The organism is Agromyces bracchium, assembly GCF_009709675.1.
Lineage (GTDB): Bacteria > Actinomycetota > Actinomycetes > Actinomycetales > Microbacteriaceae > Agromyces > Agromyces bracchium.
In genome coordinates, this window is the sequence record NZ_WMLB01000016.1 from 88,292 (window position 1) to 104,174 (window position 15,883).

Here is a 15,883-nt window from a genome sequence, read left to right on the forward strand (position 1 = left end):
CCCCGACATCGCGTCGGCGGGGGAGTGGAGCCCCCGCCGACGCGATTCGCGTCTCCGGCATCGCGGGTGCGCCCGCGTTGCGGCGTCCGCGAGCTACGCCGAGCGCGAGTAGGGGGCTTCCGGGGGCAGCTTCTCGCCCGCTGCGCGGAGGATCGGTCGCGGCATCCGCTCGGCGTTCGCATCGAGGAAGGCCACGAGGCCGTCGGGGTCGACCGCTCCGACGTGCCGCAGCGCGATGCCGACGGGCTTCGAGACGACCGGGTCGGGGTCCTCGAGGAGCAGGCCGGCCAAGCGGAACAGGTCGGCTCTGGCATCCGCGTCGCCCCGTCGCAGGAACCCGAGCGGCGCGGTCATCGCCGTGCGGCGACGGAGCGGGTCGGATGACGCGGCCAGCTCGAACAGCGGCGCTCGCGATCGGGTCGCGAGGTACTCTCCGATGACGCGCGGGGCCGCGCGATCGACCATGTCCCAGGTGTCGATGCGGTCGTGACGGCGGAGGTACAGGTCGTACCGGTCGCGGCGGACGCTGTCGTCGCGCGACCCGCGCACGGCGAAGTCCATGACGCAGAACGCCGCGAGCCTCGGCTCGTACTCGGACTCGTCGAGGAGAAGCTCGAGCTCGTCGATCGGCATCGCCGCATACCGCTTCGTGATGTCGAAGAGCGTGCCCATCCGCACGCCGAGGACGCTCGCCGTGCCGTGGTAGTGCTGCTGCGGGTGCTCGTCCGGGCGCGCCGCGTCGCGGAGGTCGACCAGCAGCGCGGCGGCGGTCGGGGTGGGAGTGGCGGCCATGGCCCCACGCTAGGTCCCCGCGGCGACATCTGCGAGAGGTGGAATGCGACGGTCCCGGGCTCGGCGCTGCGAAACTGAGTAATTCTCGCGAAACTCGTCGCACGAGCGCTCGACGACGTAGCCTGAACGAAGGGTACGGGCCGAGTCGACACCGCCCCTGCCGCCCTCTCGGTCCTCCGGAAACCGCGACGCTGAGCGCGCGGGAGAGGAGGCCATCATGACCGACCATGCGATCGCCGCCCGAGCGCGACCGTCGCCGCCGAACAGCGACTTCACCGACCTGGCCCGCATGGTCAGGGCCGCGGGTCTCATGCGACGGCGCTACGGCTACTACTGGACGAAGCTCGTCGCCCTTCCCCTGCTCCTCGCCGGTGGGATCGCCCTGTTCGTGTGGATCGGCGACAGCTGGTGGCAGATGTTCACGGCCGCGGGCTTCGCGGTGGTGTTCACCCAGATCGCATTCCTCGGCCACGACGCGGCGCACCGGCAGATCTTCCGGTCGGGTCGCTGGAACGACTGGATCAGCCTGGTGCTCGGCGACCTCATCATCGGCATGAGCTACGGCTGGTGGCAGCACAAGCACACCCGGCACCACGCCAACCCGAACCGGGTCGGTGCCGACCCGGACCTCGAGCTGCCGGTGATCGCCGTCACGCCGGAGCGCGCGCGGCGGAGCCGATCGGCGCTCGTGCGTTGGATCATGGCGCACCAAGGCGCATTCTTCTTCCCGATCCTGCTCGCCGAGGGCATCTCGCTGCATGCCTCGAGCGTGCGGCGGGTGGTCGTGCGGGAGCGCGTGGCACGACGCCCGATCGAGATCGCGTTCCTGGCGATCCGTCTCGTCGGCTTCCTGGCGCTCGTCTTCGTCGTGCTCTCACCCGACAAGGCCGCGGTCTTCCTCGCCATCGAGCTCGGCCTGTTCGGGTTCTACATGGGCGCGTCGTTCGCGCCGAACCACAAGGGAATGCCGATCGTGCCGAAGGGCGCGAGGATCGATTTCCTCCGCCGCCAGGTGCTGATGAGCCGTGACATTCGCGGCAACCGAGTGCTCGACACCGTCATGGGCGGGCTGAACTACCAGATCGAGCATCACCTCTTCCCGTCGATGCCGAGGCCGCACCTTCGCGCCGCGGCGGCGATCATCGCCGCGTACTGCGGTGAGCGCGGCGTCGCCTACACCCGGACCGGCCTCTGGGAGAGCTACGCGATCGTCGTGACCCACATCAACCGCGTGGGCCTCGGCGAAGAGCGCGACCCGTTCGATTGCCCGCTCGTGCAGCAGCGAGCCTGCCTGACGGCCGAGCCGTCATCGCCGCTCGGCGGTGCGCCGAAGGCCTGAGCCCGCCTCGATCACGTGTAGTGCGAGACCCGCGGCGAGAAGTCGATCTGCGTCGCCTCGTCCAGCACGTGGCTCGCCCGCTCGGCCGCGCGTGTGGCGAGCTCGGCGGCATCCCGTGCCTGGGCCGACCTCGTGACGGCGACGCGCTTGCCGATGTCCTCGAGGATGAGTCCGATGGTGCGTGCGAGTCCGACCTTCAGCTCGTGGAGGTTGGTGTTCGCGATCACGAGCCGACGATCCGCGGTGGTGAGCGTGACGCGCGGGTACCCGGCATCGGCGAGCTGCCGCTCGACGGCGGGATCGCCGAGCAGCGCGAGCTCCTGTGGGAGCGGCCTGCGTGTGAAGACGGCCATGACGCTGTAGCGTTCGGGTGCCTCGACCGTGCCGAGCGATGACGGAAGCTGGTCGATCAGGATGCGGTCGACCGCGAACGGCTCGAACCGGCCGGGCCCGTGGTCGTCGCCGGCCGGAGGCGGAGTGGGATGGTGCGACGATGCGTCGTCTGTGCTCATCTCCGGAGCGTAGGCCCGCGAGATGTGCGCCCTCACAGCTTCGCCGGGATCCCTCCGCCCCATATCGATCCCGCGGCCGATTCGACGTCCGGAATGAAGGCGGAGGGCCCGCCCGAGCCGACCCGACAGGAGCACGCGATGCGCACCCTCATCGTGAGCGACAGTCGCGAGTGTCGGCGGCACGCGCGAGACTTGGCAGGTGACTCGCCGTGGGCTCTTCCTCTTCGCTGCGCTCGGGGTCGCCTGGGGCATCCCGTACCTGTTCATCAAGGTGGCGGTGAGCGAGCTCGAGCCCGCGATGGTCGTCCTCGGGCGATCGGCGCTCGCCGCGCTCCTGCTGATGCCGCTCGCGTTCTTCCGGCGCGAGGTCTGGCAGGTGGTGCGTCGGTGGAAGCCGATGCTCGCGTACACGGTCGTCGAGATCATCCTGCCGTGGTACTTCCTGAGCGCGGCGGAGCAGCGCCTGCCGAGCTCGACGGCAGGACTCCTGTTGGCCACCGTGCCGCTCGCGGGCGTGGCCATCGCGTTCATCATGGGCCGCCCCGAACGGCTCACGCGGCTCAACTGGCTCGGCATCGGCCTCGGCATGCTGGGCGTCGCGGCACTCGTCGGGCTCGACGTCGCGGGCTCCGACCTCATCGCGGTGGCCCAGATGGCGGTGGTGGTGATCGGCTACGCGCTCGGCCCGGCCATCCTCGCCCGCTGGATGCCCGACCTGCCGGGCGTCGGCGTCGTCGCCGTGTCGCTCGCCGCCACCGCCGTCGTGTACGTGCCCTTCGTGCTGTTCACCGGCGCGTGGCCCACGGCATGGCCCTCGACGAACGTCATCGTGTCGATCGTCGTGCTGGCCGTGATCTGCAGCGCGCTCGCGTTCCTGCTGATGGTGGCGCTCATCGGCGAGATCGGGCCGGTGAAGGCGACCGCGATCACCTACGTCAACCCCGCCGTCGCCATCCTCGCGGGCGCCCTGGTGCTTGGCGAGAGGGTGACGGTGTGGACGATCGTCGGGTTCGCGCTCGTCCTCGCGGGTTCATACCTCGTGACGCGCAGGCGACGGGAGCAGATCGCGGCCGAGGGCGTCGAGGAGGCCTGCGCGGAGCAGGCATCGCTGGCGCCGGCAGACGGCGGACGTGAGCGAGGGGCCGAGCCCGAGCCCGAGCCGGAAGCACCGATCGGCCGCCCGTAGTCGCCCAGCCACGAGATCGCGTCAGCTGCACCGGGCGTCTCGTCGCAGAAATGTTCCGCACCCGATGTCGATCGCGCCCCCGCCCGTTCGACGTCCAGAATGAGAGCGGAACTTCCCGCCTCGCCCGAACCGAGCAAAGGACGACCAATGCGCACCCTCATCGTGACCGAGTTCATCACCCTCGACGGCATCGTCGACTCGCCCGGCGGCGGCGACCACCCGCGCGCCGGTTGGACGTTCAAGGAGGTCCCGTTCGTCGAGGAGGCCTACGAGATCAAGGGCCGCGAGCAGCTCGAGGCGGGCGCCATGCTCATCGGCCGGGCCAGCTACGACGAGTTCGCCCCGGTCTGGCCGAGCATGACCGAGGAGTTCGCCGAGTACAACGCGATGCCGAAGTACGTCGTCTCCTCGACGCTCGAGAACCCTGAGTGGAACAACACGACCGTGCTGCGCTCGCTCGACGAGGTCGCCGCACTGAAAGAGGGCGGCGGCGCCCCGATCATCGTGCACGGCAGCGCGACGCTCGCGAAGGGCCTCGCCGCGGCCGGGCTCGTCGACCGCTACCACCTGCTGGTCTTCCCGGTCGCCCTCGGCGAGGGCAAGCGCCTCTTCGACGGCAACGAGCAGGGCACGCTGAAGCTCGTCGAGCACGAGGCGTACTCGAACGGCGTCGTCAAGAACGTCTTCGACGTCGTGCGCTGAGCGGTCGGCGGTGATCGGGTACCTTCTCCTCGTCTTCGTGTGGTCGTGGGCTTCGGCGGTGTCGCCCTGACGTCAGGACGGGACGGGAACACTCAGCCCGCGTCATCCGTTGCCCCTCAGCATGACCACACTCGGAATCATCGGAGCAGGACACATCGGCAGCCAGGTCGCGCGCGCGGCACTGGCGAACGGCTACGAGGTCGTCCTCGCGAACTCGCGGGGTCCGGAGACCCTCTCAGCGCTGATCGAGGACCTCGGCCCGGGCGCCCGCGCCGCGACGGCCGCCGAGGCCGGCGCGGCGGGCGACGTCGTCGTGGTGACGGTGCCGTTCAAGGCGTACGCGTCGATCCCCGTCGAGCCGCTCGCCGGCAAGGTCGTCATCGACACGAACAACTACTACTGGGAGCGCGACGGCCACGTGCCCGCGCTCGACGAGGGGCGCGCGACCGTCTCCGGCATGCTGCAGGCGCACCTGCCCGACAGCCGCGTCGCGAAGGGCTTCAACCACATCATGGCGAAGGACATCACGACGGATGGCTCTCCTGCCGGAACGCCCGGTCGTCGGGCGCTCGCGACCTCGAGCGACTTCGAGGATGCCGCGGCGGTCGTCGAGCGTCTGTACGACGCGTTCGGCTTCGACACCGTGAACGTCGGCCCGCTCGCCGAGAGCTGGCGTGTCGAGCGCGACCAGCCCGCGTACGTGGTGCCGCAGACGCGCGAGGAGCTCGTCGCGAACCTCGCCTGCGCCGAGCGCGGCGCCGTGGCGGCCTGACCCGCCGGTCTCGCGCTTCGGGAATCCGACCGGACCGTCGTTGCGGGTGCATGGCGGACGGCACCCGCAATGACGGTCGCGGCACGGTCGGGTGCGGCGGTCGCCGAACCGGGCGGGGACGCGACGCGAACGGAAGGTGACGACGACACGTCCACATTCCGCTTTGCGGTGGGGCCGCGACGCGGTATCTTCCTCTGCACCGGTTGACGACGACGTCATGATCGCTCCGACGACCGAGAAGAGGAGACCATGATCTACGAAGACCGGGACCGCCTGAAGCGCGCCTTGCAGGCCAGCGCCGAGGGAACCAGCCGACAGCTCGAGCTCGACGAGGCCGCACGCGAGTGCGCCGAGGCGTTGATGACGGGCGCGATCGACCTGGCGCAGGTCCATGCACAGCGCTACTCCGAGCTGAAGGGCGTACCCGCCGTCTCCTGATGCGACCGGCGGATGCCGCTGCCGCTCAGTGCCATCCCTGATGCGCGCGGTCGGGACTCGGCGCAGCATGTGCGCTGACCCGGCCTGTCCTTGGGGGAGGACGCGATGGAGCACGGCGAGCACCACGACGACCAGACGACGACGACTTCCGCGCAGGGAGCGGGGATCGTCGACGCCCCGGAGGCGGTGACCGGCGGCCCCGCACCGAACGGCGCGAAGCGGCCGCAGCGGCACCGGCAGGCGATCGTCGTCATCCACGGCATGGGCGAGCAGCGCCCGGTCGAGACGCTGAACGCGTTCAGCACGATGATCGCGAACGGCAGCCCCTTCCATTCGCGGCCGTCGAAGGTCGGCGACTACGAGGCGCGCATGCACGTCATCCCGCCGACCCAGCCCGGCGACGGAGGCGAAGGCGCCGAGTTCGACGTGCAGACCGACATCTACGAGTACCACTGGGCGCACCTGATGCAGGGCAACCGGCTCGACGACCTCTGGCCGACCTTCCGGCGTGTGATGTTCCCGGTGACGGGCATCATGCGGGCCGTGATCGGCGTGGCGCTCCTCGGGCTCATCGTGCTCGGACTGGCGTGGGCGAGCGGGGTGCTCGTCGCACCGACGCCCTGGGCGGCGCCGGCGTTGATCGCGGCATCCGCCATCGCCGTGCTCGCCCTCATGCTGCCGCTGGTGCCCCCGGGTCTCATCGGCCTCTGGGTCGTGGTGTGGGCCGCGGTCTTCGCGCTGGTCTGGGCGTTCATGGCGGTCCCCGCGGTGCGGCACCTCGCGACGTTCGACTCCCCGATTGCGCTCATCGGCGCGTTGTTCGCCGGCAGCGCGTCGGCGATCGCGGTGGTCGCCTATCTCGCGAGCCGCGTGCTGCCCGGATGGCTCGTGAAGAGCTTCGTGGATGTCGTGCGGTACCTCGACACGTCGCCGCGGTCGTACGACGCGCGGCACGAGATCCGGAAGGGGATCGTCGACCTGCTGCAGGGCCTGCACGACTCGGACAAGGGGTACTCGCGCATCATCGTGGCCGCGCACAGCCTCGGGTCGTACATCGGGTACGACGCGATCTCCTACCTGTGGACCGTGCGCAACGAGCGTTTCACGCTCGATCCGGCGGATGTCGCGGATCTCGAGTCGGCCGCCGCCGATCTCCATCGGGGCTGGGCGGGCCGGACCCGCTTCGACTTCGCGCGGCGATGGGAGCGGCTCGCGCGCGTACGCGACGCCTATCGCGACGCCCAGCGGCGAGTGTGGCGGACGCAGCGCGAGGCGGGGCATCCGTGGCTCATCACCGACTTCGTCACCTTCGGCAGCCCGATGAACTTCGCCGACCGGATCTTCACTCGGAGTTGGGCGGAGTTCGACGACCGGATCGCCCGCCGGGAGCTGGTGACCTGCCCTCCGGTCTCCGAACGGGCGACCGCCGAGAACCGCGGGCTCACGGCCGAAGGCCGCACCGGACTGATCTGGCCCGCCACCGGATCGCGCAAGCGCCGGCTGCACGAGGCCGCGCCGTTCGCGGTCGTCCGGTGGACCAACCTCTGGTATCCGGCACGGTACTTCTTCTTCGGCGACTGGTTCGGCGGCCCGCTCGCGCGGCTGTACGGCCCCGCCGTGGAGGACGTGCGACTCGACCACGCGTCGGCGGCGAGCCGCATCCCCGGCTATGCGCACGCCGTGTACCTGCGCGAGGGCACGCGGTCGCGACCCGTGGACCTGCGCCGCCCGGGCTCGTTCGGGGTCGCGTTCGAGCGCGCGCTCGACCTGCGGAGCCTCACGTGGCTGCCGGCCAGGCCCGTGCGCACGGCATCGTCCGCGACGTCGCGGTCGGGTGCCTCCCGGACTGCGGGGTCCGGCGGGTCCAGACGGAGCGCCGCGACCCCGAGTCGCACGGCCTCGGGGGCCACCCGCCGCGCGACGGCCGGTGCCGGGCGTGCGCCGGGCGGCGAAAACCGACCGTAACGCCCCGGGTGCATACTGATCCCGAGCGCCGGGCCCGACCTCCCCCGACCGGGACCCCGGCTGGGAGGAGACCCGGCATGAACCGATCCGTGCGCTTCGACGACATTCGCGCCCTGCTCGTGTGCCATGTCGACAACGCGGGCATCTCGCGCGTGAAGGTGCTGCCGCACCGGAAGCTGCTGTCGGCGAGCACGCACGGCGTCACGATCTCGAACAGTGCCGGCGTGCTGTTCTCGGTCGACGATCACCTCAACGCGACGCGCGACGTCGACCCCGTGGTGGGTGACCTCCGCGGCATCGCCGACACGTCGTCGATGGCGATGCTCGACCGCGAGGCGCGGCTCGCGTGGGCCCCCGCCGACCTGTTCTCGCTCGACGGCACACCCCACCCGACGTGCCAGCGCACCGCGCTGCGGCGCGTGGTCGACGACGCCGAGGACGCCCGGCTGACCTTCCTGGTGGGGTTCGAGCTCGAGTGCACGGTGTTCCGCCCGTCGCCCGTCGAGGGCGAGCCGCCGGTCCCCGCGACGACCGGTCCGGCGTACTCGACGCGGGCGCTGCTCGAGGTCGAGGCGTTCGCGTTCGCGGCACTCGAGGCGCTCGATGTCGCGGGCGTGCCGGTCGACCAGATGCATCCTGAGTTCGGCACCGGGCAGCTCGAGTTCGCGTTCGCGCCGCGCGACCCGCTCGCGGCGGTCGACGACCTCGCCCTGGCCCGCGTCGTGCTGACCCGGGTCGCGCAGCGGCACGGGCTCATGGTCTCGTTCGCGCCCGTGCCGATCGCGGGCGGTTCGACGAACGGATGCCACGTGCACCTCTCGGCGCGACGCGACGGGCGCAACGTCTTCGCCGACCCGAAGGCCAAGCTCGGCGTCACCCCCCTCGGCGCGAACATGATCGCCGGCATCCTCGACCGCCTCGAGGAGGGCGTCGCCCTGCTCGGCGGCAGCGTGCTCTCGTTCGCCCGGCTGCGCCCGCACGCGTGGGCGGGCGCCGACATCTGCTGGGGGCCGGGCAACCGCGAGGCGGCGATTCGCTTCGTGCCGGGCCAGGCGGGCATGGGCGCCGAGCAGTCGAACATCGAGGTGAAGCCGACGGATGGCGCGGCGAACCCCTACCTCGCCGTCGCCGCGATCATCGCCGCCGCCCTCGACGGCGTGGCCCGCGGCGCGACGCCGCCGAAGCCGGTGCACGTCGACCCGTCGACCCTGACCGCCGCGCAGCGGCGATCAGCCGGCATCCGCCCCCTGCCCGCCGACCTCGGCTCGGCGCTGCACCGGCTCGAGTCGAGCGAGTTCTACCGGGGCGTCTTCGGCGACGTGCTCATCGACGCGTACGTCGCGACGCGACAGCACGAGTGGGAGGCGTACGGCGAGCACGTGCCGGAGGACGTCGCCGACCTCGTGCGCTGGCGGTACTGAGGGAGGGCGGTCGACCGGGTTCGGTCCCCGCGGCCGCGTTCGGGCGTCAGCCTTGGCCGACTCCCCGACTTCGGGCGTCAGCCCTCGCGACTCGATCGATCCGTGCCGAACAGGCGCGCGATCGCCGCGCGAAGGCCTCCCGTGGCGGGCCGCGGCGGGGCGTCCTCGAACCCGTCGTGCAGGTGCACCGGACCCGTGAAGGCCATGGCCCCGCTCCATCCGGGGTCGGCCCAGGGTGCCGAGCCACCGTGCTGGGTCGTGTCGTTGATGCTCGTCGCAGCGCTCATGATGTCCTCCTCGACTGGTCGTCATCGACGGTCGGATCGCGCCGACGCTGCCCGCCCATTCTCCTCCTGTCGGGGCGCGGCCGCCTCGGGGATCGCCCGGATCGAGGCATCCGCTCGCCGGTACCACGGGTCTTGCCGGGTGACCGCCGGTGCCGCGAGCATGGGGCGCATGGATGCCGCAGCCGCGCCGGAGGGCGCCCAGCCCGAGCCGTCCGAGCCGCCGGACCCGCCCGACCCGACCGGCGCGCCCGACCCGACCGGCGCGCCCGACCCGACCAGCGCGCCCGACCCGACCGGCGCGCCCGACCCGACCAGCGCGCCCGAACCGCCCGTGGCGATCTCGCCGCAGCAGTTCCACGACGCCGCGGGGGTCGACGACTGGCGCGTGCTCTACTGGGGTGCGCACGCGTTCTTCCGAGCGCCGTCCTATGCGGCGGCCGCGGGCTTCGTCGCCTCGATCACTGCGATCGACGAGGTCGCGCGTCACGAGCCCGACGTCGACCTGCGGCACGAGGGCGTCGCGGTGAAGCTCATCAGCCGCGACGTGCGCGACCTCAGCGCGCGCGACGTCGAGGTCGCCCGCATCATCTCGTCGGTCGCGCGCGAGCACGGCCTGGCGTCGGATGTCTCGGTGCTCCAGGTCGTGCAGACCGCGATCGCGTCGCCACCATCGGCCGAGGTCACGCCGTTCTGGACGGCGGTGCTCGGATACGTGCGTCCGAACGACACGCACCTCGTCGATCCGCTGCGCCGCGGATCGTCGGTGTTCCTGCAGCCCGAGGAGCGGGTCGGTTCGCGCCGCGGACGCATGCACGTCGACGTGTGCGTGCCCCACGACCAAGTGCACGCGCGCATCGAGGCCGCGCTCGCCGCCGGCGGCCGCATCGCCGACGACTCGTTCGCGCCCGAGTGGTGGACGCTCGCCGACTCCGAGAACCACGGCGTCGACCTCACGACGTGGTGGGGCCGCGAGTCGACGCGGCTCGAGGAGGCGCGGCTCGAGGGGCCGCGGCGTGAGGAGGCGCGGCGCGAGGATGCGCGGCGCGAGGAGGCGCGGCGCGAGGAGGCGCGGACGGAGGACACGCGGCCGGAGTGACGGGGCGGCGGCTGCTCGTGGCAGCGGGTCGCGCTGATGTTCGTCTCCAGCGACGCCGGTCGCACCGACGGAGGCCGCCGATGCGGGGGATGGTCCCGCGCTCGGTCGAGGGAGAAAGGTAGCCGTGGTCCACCTTCTCCCTCGGTTCCGGCGGGAGCATGCCGCGACCCTCGATCGGCGGGAGGAGAAGCGGGCCCACGCCGGATCGCGCCGACACCGCGGTCTCGCGCTACCGCCACCGCGGCCTCGCGCTGCCGTCGCCGGCTCGCGCTGCCGTCGCCGGCTCGCGCTGCCGTCGCCGGCTCGCGCTGCCGTCGCCAGCTCGCGTCCCCGTCCCGTCGTCGGTTCGCTTCCCATCGCCGCCGCCGGCTCGCGCTGCCACCGCGGGACCGGCGACCGTAGCCGCTGACGGCGGACGGGGTTACCCTCCTCCCGTGGACCTCGACGAGGCGAACGACCCAGGACCCGCCGCGCGCGACGCGCGACCGACCGGCACCGCTGCCGCTGGTGCGGGCGCTGCTGCGGGCGCCGACCGATCGCGCATCGACGCGATCCGGAACGCCCCGCTCGTGCGACGCATCCGCGAGTCGGTCATCGGCGACGACCAGGTCGTGCCGGGTCCGTACGGGCCGCGTCGGGTGACCTACGCCGACTACACGGCATCCGGCCGGGCGCTGACGTTCATCGAGGACTTCATCCGCGACGAGGTGCTGCCCCGCTACGCGAACACGCACACCGAGTCGAGCGGCACGGGCCTGCAGACGACCCGGCTCCGCGAGGATGCGCGCGCGACGATCCGCGAGGCCGTCGGCGGCGATGACGACACGGTCGTGATCTTCACGGGTGCAGGCTCGACGGGCGCGATCGACAAGCTCATCGGCATGCTCGGGCTGCGCGTGCCATCCGCCCTCGACGACCGCTACCACTTCGCCGCGTCGATCCCGCCGGAGGAGCGGCCGGTCGTGTTCATCGGCCCGTTCGAGCACCACTCGAACGAGCTGCCGTGGCGCGAGTCGATCGCCGACGTCGTGACGATCCCGCAGGACCCCGATGGGCACATCGACCGCCGCGTGCTCGAGGCCGAGTTGGTGCGCCACGTCGACCGGCCGCTCAAGATCGGCTCGTTCTCGGCCGCGAGCAACGTGACCGGCATCGTGAGTGACACGGCGGGCATCTCGGCGTTGCTGCACGCCTACGGCGCGCTGTCGTTCTGGGACTTCGCGGCGGCCGCCCCCTACGTCGACATCGAGATGACGCACGGCGACCCCGGCATGGCGCTCGCGTCCGGGCAGTACAAGGACGCGATCTTCCTCAGTCCCCACAAGTTCATCGGCGGCCCGTCGACGCCGGGCGTGCTCGTCATGCGGCGCGAGCTCGCGACGAACCGGGTGCCGGATGTCCCGGGCGGCGGCACCGTCGCCTTCGTGAACCCGACCGAGCACGAGTACCTGGCCGACGTCGCGCACCGCGAGGAGGGCGGCACTCCCGCCATCGTCGAGTCGATCCGCGCCGGGCTCGTGTTCGGCCTGAAGGACGCCGTCGGCGTGCCGACCATCCGCGCCCTCGAGGACGACTTCCTGCGGCGCGCGATCACCGCCTGGCACGACGAGCCCGCGATCGAGGTACTCGGCAACCTCGAAGCCGAGCGACTGTCGATCGTGTCGTTCATCGTCCGTGCTCCGAGCGGCAAGTACCTGCACCACAACTTCGTCGTGGCGCTCCTCAACGACCTGTTCGGCATCCAGTCGAGGGGCGGATGCTCCTGCGCGGGCCCGTACGGGCACGACCTGCTCGGCATCGACATCGAGCGCTCGCACGAGTACGAGCGCGAGATCTCGCGCGGCTGCGAGGGCATCAAGCCCGGCTGGGTGCGCATCAACTTCAACTACTTCATCTCGGAACCCGTGTTCGACTACCTCGTCGAGGCCGTGAAGCTCGTCGCGCGCGATGGCTGGCGGATGCTGCCGGACTACACGTTCGACCCCGCGAGCGGCATCTGGCACCACCGCCGCGGACCGCTCGAGCCGCCGCTGCGGCTCTCGCAGGTGTCGTACGACGACGACGGCCGGCTCGTGTACCCGCACCACGACGACCGAGCGCCCGAGTCGGCGCTCACCGGATACCTCGCGGAGGCCGGAGTGGTGTTCGCGGCCGGGCCGGGCGAGCCCGAGGCATCCGCTGCAGGTGAAGCGACGACGGATGCCGCGCCCGCGCGCCTCTCGGACGACTTCGAGCACCTCCGCTGGTTCGACCTGCCGGCGGTGTGCCTCACGCCGTGAGGGCTACGCAACGACCGTGATCGCGCAGGTCGTGCCCGGCGCTCGTGCCAGGCGCGCATCGCGCGTGACGAGCGTGGCGTCGATGCGCTCGGCGAGCGCCACGTACGCGGCGTCGTAGCTCGAGAGGTTCCCGCGCAGCCGCCAGACGCGCTCGCCGAGCGTCGGCCAGGGCCAGAGCTCGATGTCGAGGGCAGCGTAGTCCGCGAACGCCCGCTCGGCGTCCCGTTCGGCGAGCTTGCCGGCACCCTGCAGTCGTCTGAGCACGTTGGAGACCTCGTACGGAAGGACGCTCGGCGCGTGCAGATTGCCGCGCGGCGCGATGGCGTGCTCCTCCGCATCGGGGTCGAGCAGCAGCCCGACGACGGACGACGCATCGAGCACGAGCTGCTGCACCGTGACGGCTCCGACGGCTCTGTGGACCTCGCGCGGGCGCGGCGGGCGCGGCGGGCCCGGTTCAGTGTCGGTCGGCATCGCGCGCGTCGAGGATGTCGCCAGTGGACACGCTCGGGTACGAACGCGCGTGTTCGCGGATCGCGGCCAGGGTGTCGTCCGCCGACGGGGTGGCGGCGATCCGACCGAGTTCTGCGGTCAGGAACTCCTGAAGCGAGCGACCGGAGCGCTTCGCTCGCGCGGCCAACTCGTCGCGCACCGCATCCGGTACGGCCCGGATGGTGATGGTCACAGGCATCCTTCAATGATGCCGCACGCATGCATGCACTATGCATGCGTGCGTGCTCACGTGGCGCCGCGCAGCATCGCGATTCCGAATGCCCGGGCGTTCGGATGGGCGATGCGGCCCTCGGCGTCGACGAGTTCGAGCGTCGCGAGCATCCGGTCGAGCCGGGTCGGCCCGAACTCGCTGGTGCGCGCCGCCGACCATGACTGCCGGTGCGCCTCATCGAACGCGAAGCGACGCACGTCCCGATCGCCGCAGACCAGGTCGACCGCGCGCTCGGCCACGTCGGAGCGCGAGCGGTACGAACTCGACGAGGAGTCGTGCATGAGGCGCTCCGCGAGCGTGTGCCAGAGTGCGAGCGGATCGTCGAGCAGCGTGTCGCGCACGGTCACGTAGGTTCGGAGGATCCCCTTCTGGACACGGGCCAGTCGCAGTGCCTTCAGGTCGTCGCCGAGTGCGCCGGCCGCCTCGACATCGACGCCGTCGGGATCCGCGCTGGACCGCAGCAGCTCCCGGATCGGGGCGAGGGCGCGAACGACCTGCTCCCCATCGACGATGGGTGGTTCGAGTGCGCCGAGCCCGACGAGATCCATGCGGAGGGCGCGTCGAGCGGGTGCGCTCGACCCGCTCAGCGCGGTGTCGAGCGGAGCCCAGGTCGGACCGTCGAACGGACGGCCGAAGGAGGTGCTGCCGAACATGAGGTCGAATTCGTGGTCGAGCGCGGCACGGTCCGATGGATCGCCAAGCTCGCCGTATGCCGCCTCGGTCCCGATACGAGGCACGGTCCCGGCGCCGCCGAGCAGCGCGGCGCTCGGCGCGAACGTGTCGGACGTCGCCGCGTCGAGCGCCGACTCGACCACGATGCGATGGCGCCACGTCGGGCCGGATCGCACGGCCCCGGCTCCGCGGCCGCGCACGCTGCCGAGGTCGACCTGGCGATACTCGAACTCGAGCTCGCCGCCGAAGCGTTCGACGACCTGATCGACGTTCCACTCGCGGTCGTGCTCGTACGTGCGGTCGTAGCCGCACGGGTCATCCGCGTACCGGTCGTCGACGTACCCATGGCCGGCCGCCCCGTACCCGTAGCCGTCCGACCCCGAGCGGTATTCGCCGGCCCGGTCTGACCGGCGCGCGATCGGCCGGGCCGGGGTGAGGATGCCAGGGCCCCACGCATCCGCATCGCGCCCCCACCACGGCGTGTGCATCGTGCCGAACCGCCAGGACCCCGCGCCAGTCCACCCGAACGCGAGCATGATGGCATCGGCGAGCCGATCAAGCCCGAGCGATGGGTCGATGCTGATCGCCCGCCAAGGCGGGTCGCCGTCGATCGAAACGAGTTCGACGCGGAGCATGAGTCGTGCGCGGGGCGCACCGGTTCGAGTGGGCATACAGCGAGCGTCGCGGTTCCGAGGTAACGGGAGCGGCCGGCGCCCGGATCGGAAGCGCGAGCGCCGTCGCCGCGGCCTGTGGAGGAGTGGATTCCGGCTCACTCCGAGCGACGTGCCCCGCAGTTCCAGCAGGTGCCGCCCTCGACGAGCGCGCCGCATGCGCTGCAGGTGGCGGCGAGCCAGCAGACATCGCCCAGTGCTCCGTCCGATTCCAGGTCGCCGGTGGGGTGGGTTCCGGATGGCGCAGGGTCGCCGCCCGCGCGCCCGGCGTGGCGCCGATCGGTCATCCGGTTCCCTCCCGATCGGCCCAGATCGCGATGTCGACCTTGTTGCCCGCGGGGTCGGCGAGGGTCCACCATCCGTCTTCCTCGGCGCCGGCGGCGATGCGCCCGCCGGCGCGGAGGGCCGCCTCGACGCGAGCGCGGCCGACGGCGCGGGGAACCGACACGTCGAGGTGGAACGCGTGGCGCAGCGGCTTCTCGGGCGGCAGTTCCTGGAACCACAGGCTCGGGCCTCGCCCGTCGAGGTCGACGAGGTCCTCGTCGCCGTGCTCGGCGTAGTCGAAGAGCTCGCGCCAGAAGGGCCGCACCGCGGCCTCGGCCTTCGACGCGATGGCGATCTGCACAGTCTGCACGTTCGACGGATCCGACCGCGCGCCGAACGCCGCCGCGGCCGCCGAGATGCGGCGCGCGAGGTCGAGGTCCGCCTCGACGAGCTCGGTGAAGTCGCGCGCGAGCCGCACGGCGACGCCGTCGGCGCGCAGGTCGAGGTGCAGCCGGTCGGCGCCGTCCAGCGCGGCGAGCTCGGTCGCGAGGGCCGCGTTCCGCGCGAGCGACTCCGTGTCGAACCATGCGGTCGGCCCCCAGAACACGACCGGCCAGTCGTCGAGGTCGGATGCCTCGCGGAACGCCGCGAACATGGCCTCGCCGTGCTCGAGCTCGGCGGGCCCGGCGGCGACGAGCGGCGCGGCATCCGTCGCGGACGCAGGCCCGGGCGAGGACGTCGGCGCCGGCGTGGCCGAGGCCCGCCC

Annotated in this window: 16 protein-coding genes; 9 read left to right on the top strand and 7 right to left on the bottom strand. The window is 71.9% G+C overall.

What is annotated here, in order from left to right; translation table 11 throughout:
• Positions 1-93: 93 nt before the first annotated feature.
• Positions 94-792: a DNA alkylation repair protein gene (locus GJ743_RS05330; RefSeq protein WP_155050884.1), complete on the bottom strand. Its 699-nt coding sequence runs from the start codon at positions 790-792 to the stop codon at positions 94-96.
• 217 nt (positions 793-1,009) lie between these two features.
• Here GJ743_RS05330 and GJ743_RS05335 point away from each other — a divergent pair, with 217 nt between their 5' ends.
• Positions 1,010-2,131 carry a fatty acid desaturase family protein gene (locus GJ743_RS05335; protein WP_155050885.1) on the top strand — a complete coding sequence of 374 codons (1,122 nt, stop codon included), beginning with the start codon at positions 1,010-1,012 and terminating at the stop codon, positions 2,129-2,131.
• 11 nt (positions 2,132-2,142) lie between these two features.
• Here GJ743_RS05335 and GJ743_RS05340 read toward each other — a convergent pair whose 3' ends face one another.
• On the bottom strand, positions 2,143-2,643 hold the full coding sequence (locus tag GJ743_RS05340; protein ID WP_155050886.1) for a hypothetical protein: 501 nt from the start codon (positions 2,641-2,643) through the stop codon (positions 2,143-2,145).
• 199 nt (positions 2,644-2,842) lie between these two features.
• Here GJ743_RS05340 and GJ743_RS20115 point away from each other — a divergent pair, with 199 nt between their 5' ends.
• The 6 genes from GJ743_RS20115 (at position 2,843) to GJ743_RS19210 (ending at position 9,127) form a co-directional block, all read left to right on the top strand.
• Complete coding sequence (locus GJ743_RS20115) at positions 2,843-3,829, top strand: DMT family transporter (protein ID WP_328288818.1); 987 nt, start codon at positions 2,843-2,845, stop codon at positions 3,827-3,829.
• A gap of 147 nt (positions 3,830-3,976) precedes the next feature.
• Positions 3,977-4,531, top strand: a complete 555-nt coding sequence (locus tag GJ743_RS05350; protein ID WP_155050887.1) for a dihydrofolate reductase family protein — start codon at positions 3,977-3,979, stop codon at positions 4,529-4,531.
• Positions 4,532-4,652: 121 nt separating this feature from the next.
• The gene (locus tag GJ743_RS05355) at positions 4,653-5,303 is read left to right on the top strand and encodes an NADPH-dependent F420 reductase (protein ID WP_155050888.1); all 651 of its coding nucleotides are present in this window, start codon (positions 4,653-4,655) and stop codon (positions 5,301-5,303) included.
• Between the two features lie 249 nt (positions 5,304-5,552).
• Positions 5,553-5,741 (top strand): hypothetical protein, encoded by a 189-nt coding sequence (locus tag GJ743_RS05360; protein ID WP_155050889.1) that lies wholly within the window; start codon positions 5,553-5,555, stop codon positions 5,739-5,741.
• 105 nt (positions 5,742-5,846) lie between these two features.
• Entirely contained in the window at positions 5,847-7,706 is a 1,860-nt protein-coding gene (locus GJ743_RS19205; RefSeq protein WP_196216925.1) for a hypothetical protein, read from the top strand.
• Between the two features lie 77 nt (positions 7,707-7,783).
• Positions 7,784-9,127 (top strand): type I glutamate--ammonia ligase, encoded by a 1,344-nt coding sequence (locus GJ743_RS19210; RefSeq protein WP_196216926.1) that lies wholly within the window; start codon positions 7,784-7,786, stop codon positions 9,125-9,127.
• A 77-nt stretch (positions 9,128-9,204) separates the two neighbouring features.
• On the opposite strand, the gene GJ743_RS05370 is transcribed toward GJ743_RS19210, so the two are convergent.
• On the bottom strand, positions 9,205-9,414 hold the full coding sequence (locus GJ743_RS05370) for a hypothetical protein (RefSeq protein WP_155050891.1): 210 nt from the start codon (positions 9,412-9,414) through the stop codon (positions 9,205-9,207).
• Positions 9,415-9,583: 169 nt separating this feature from the next.
• On the opposite strand from GJ743_RS05370, the gene GJ743_RS19935 reads away from it, so the two are divergent.
• Positions 9,584-10,510: a VOC family protein gene (locus tag GJ743_RS19935; RefSeq protein WP_155050892.1), complete on the top strand. Its 927-nt coding sequence runs from the start codon at positions 9,584-9,586 to the stop codon at positions 10,508-10,510.
• A 434-nt stretch (positions 10,511-10,944) separates the two neighbouring features.
• Positions 10,945-12,789, top strand: coding sequence for an aminotransferase class V-fold PLP-dependent enzyme (locus GJ743_RS05380; RefSeq protein ID WP_328288819.1), 1,845 nt, complete (start codon positions 10,945-10,947; stop codon positions 12,787-12,789).
• A 3-nt stretch (positions 12,790-12,792) separates the two neighbouring features.
• On the opposite strand, the gene GJ743_RS05385 is transcribed toward GJ743_RS05380, so the two are convergent.
• The 4 genes from GJ743_RS05385 to GJ743_RS19215 form a co-directional block, all read right to left on the bottom strand.
• Complete coding sequence (locus GJ743_RS05385; RefSeq protein WP_328288820.1) at positions 12,793-13,182, bottom strand: type II toxin-antitoxin system VapC family toxin; 390 nt, start codon at positions 13,180-13,182, stop codon at positions 12,793-12,795.
• Positions 13,183-13,243: 61 nt separating this feature from the next.
• Positions 13,244-13,471 (bottom strand): FitA-like ribbon-helix-helix domain-containing protein, encoded by a 228-nt coding sequence (locus GJ743_RS05390; RefSeq protein ID WP_328288821.1) that lies wholly within the window; start codon positions 13,469-13,471, stop codon positions 13,244-13,246.
• 53 nt (positions 13,472-13,524) lie between these two features.
• Complete coding sequence (locus GJ743_RS05395) at positions 13,525-14,853, bottom strand: hypothetical protein (protein ID WP_155050895.1); 1,329 nt, start codon at positions 14,851-14,853, stop codon at positions 13,525-13,527.
• Between the two features lie 283 nt (positions 14,854-15,136).
• Positions 15,137-15,883 (bottom strand): VOC family protein (locus tag GJ743_RS19215; protein WP_230386524.1); only part of this gene is annotated, 747 nt, incomplete at its 5' end.

Excerpts from the sequence above, each read along its gene's own strand:
- GJ743_RS05330 (WP_155050884.1), bottom strand. The coding sequence starts at position 792 with ATGGCCGCCACTCCCACCCCGACCGCCGCCGCGCTGCTGGTCGACCTC.
- GJ743_RS05335 (WP_155050885.1), top strand. The coding sequence starts at position 1,010 with ATGACCGACCATGCGATCGCCGCCCGAGCGCGACCGTCGCCGCCGAAC.
- GJ743_RS05340 (WP_155050886.1), bottom strand. The coding sequence starts at position 2,643 with ATGAGCACAGACGACGCATCGTCGCACCATCCCACTCCGCCTCCGGCC.
- GJ743_RS05350 (WP_155050887.1), top strand. The coding sequence starts at position 3,977 with ATGCGCACCCTCATCGTGACCGAGTTCATCACCCTCGACGGCATCGTC.
- GJ743_RS05355 (WP_155050888.1), top strand. The coding sequence starts at position 4,653 with ATGACCACACTCGGAATCATCGGAGCAGGACACATCGGCAGCCAGGTC.
- GJ743_RS05360 (WP_155050889.1), top strand. The coding sequence starts at position 5,553 with ATGATCTACGAAGACCGGGACCGCCTGAAGCGCGCCTTGCAGGCCAGC.
- GJ743_RS19205 (WP_196216925.1), top strand. The coding sequence starts at position 5,847 with ATGGAGCACGGCGAGCACCACGACGACCAGACGACGACGACTTCCGCG.
- GJ743_RS19210 (WP_196216926.1), top strand. The coding sequence starts at position 7,784 with ATGAACCGATCCGTGCGCTTCGACGACATTCGCGCCCTGCTCGTGTGC.
- GJ743_RS05370 (WP_155050891.1), bottom strand. The coding sequence starts at position 9,414 with ATGAGCGCTGCGACGAGCATCAACGACACGACCCAGCACGGTGGCTCG.
- GJ743_RS19935 (WP_155050892.1), top strand. The coding sequence starts at position 9,584 with ATGGATGCCGCAGCCGCGCCGGAGGGCGCCCAGCCCGAGCCGTCCGAG.
- GJ743_RS05395 (WP_155050895.1), bottom strand. The coding sequence starts at position 14,853 with ATGCCCACTCGAACCGGTGCGCCCCGCGCACGACTCATGCTCCGCGTC.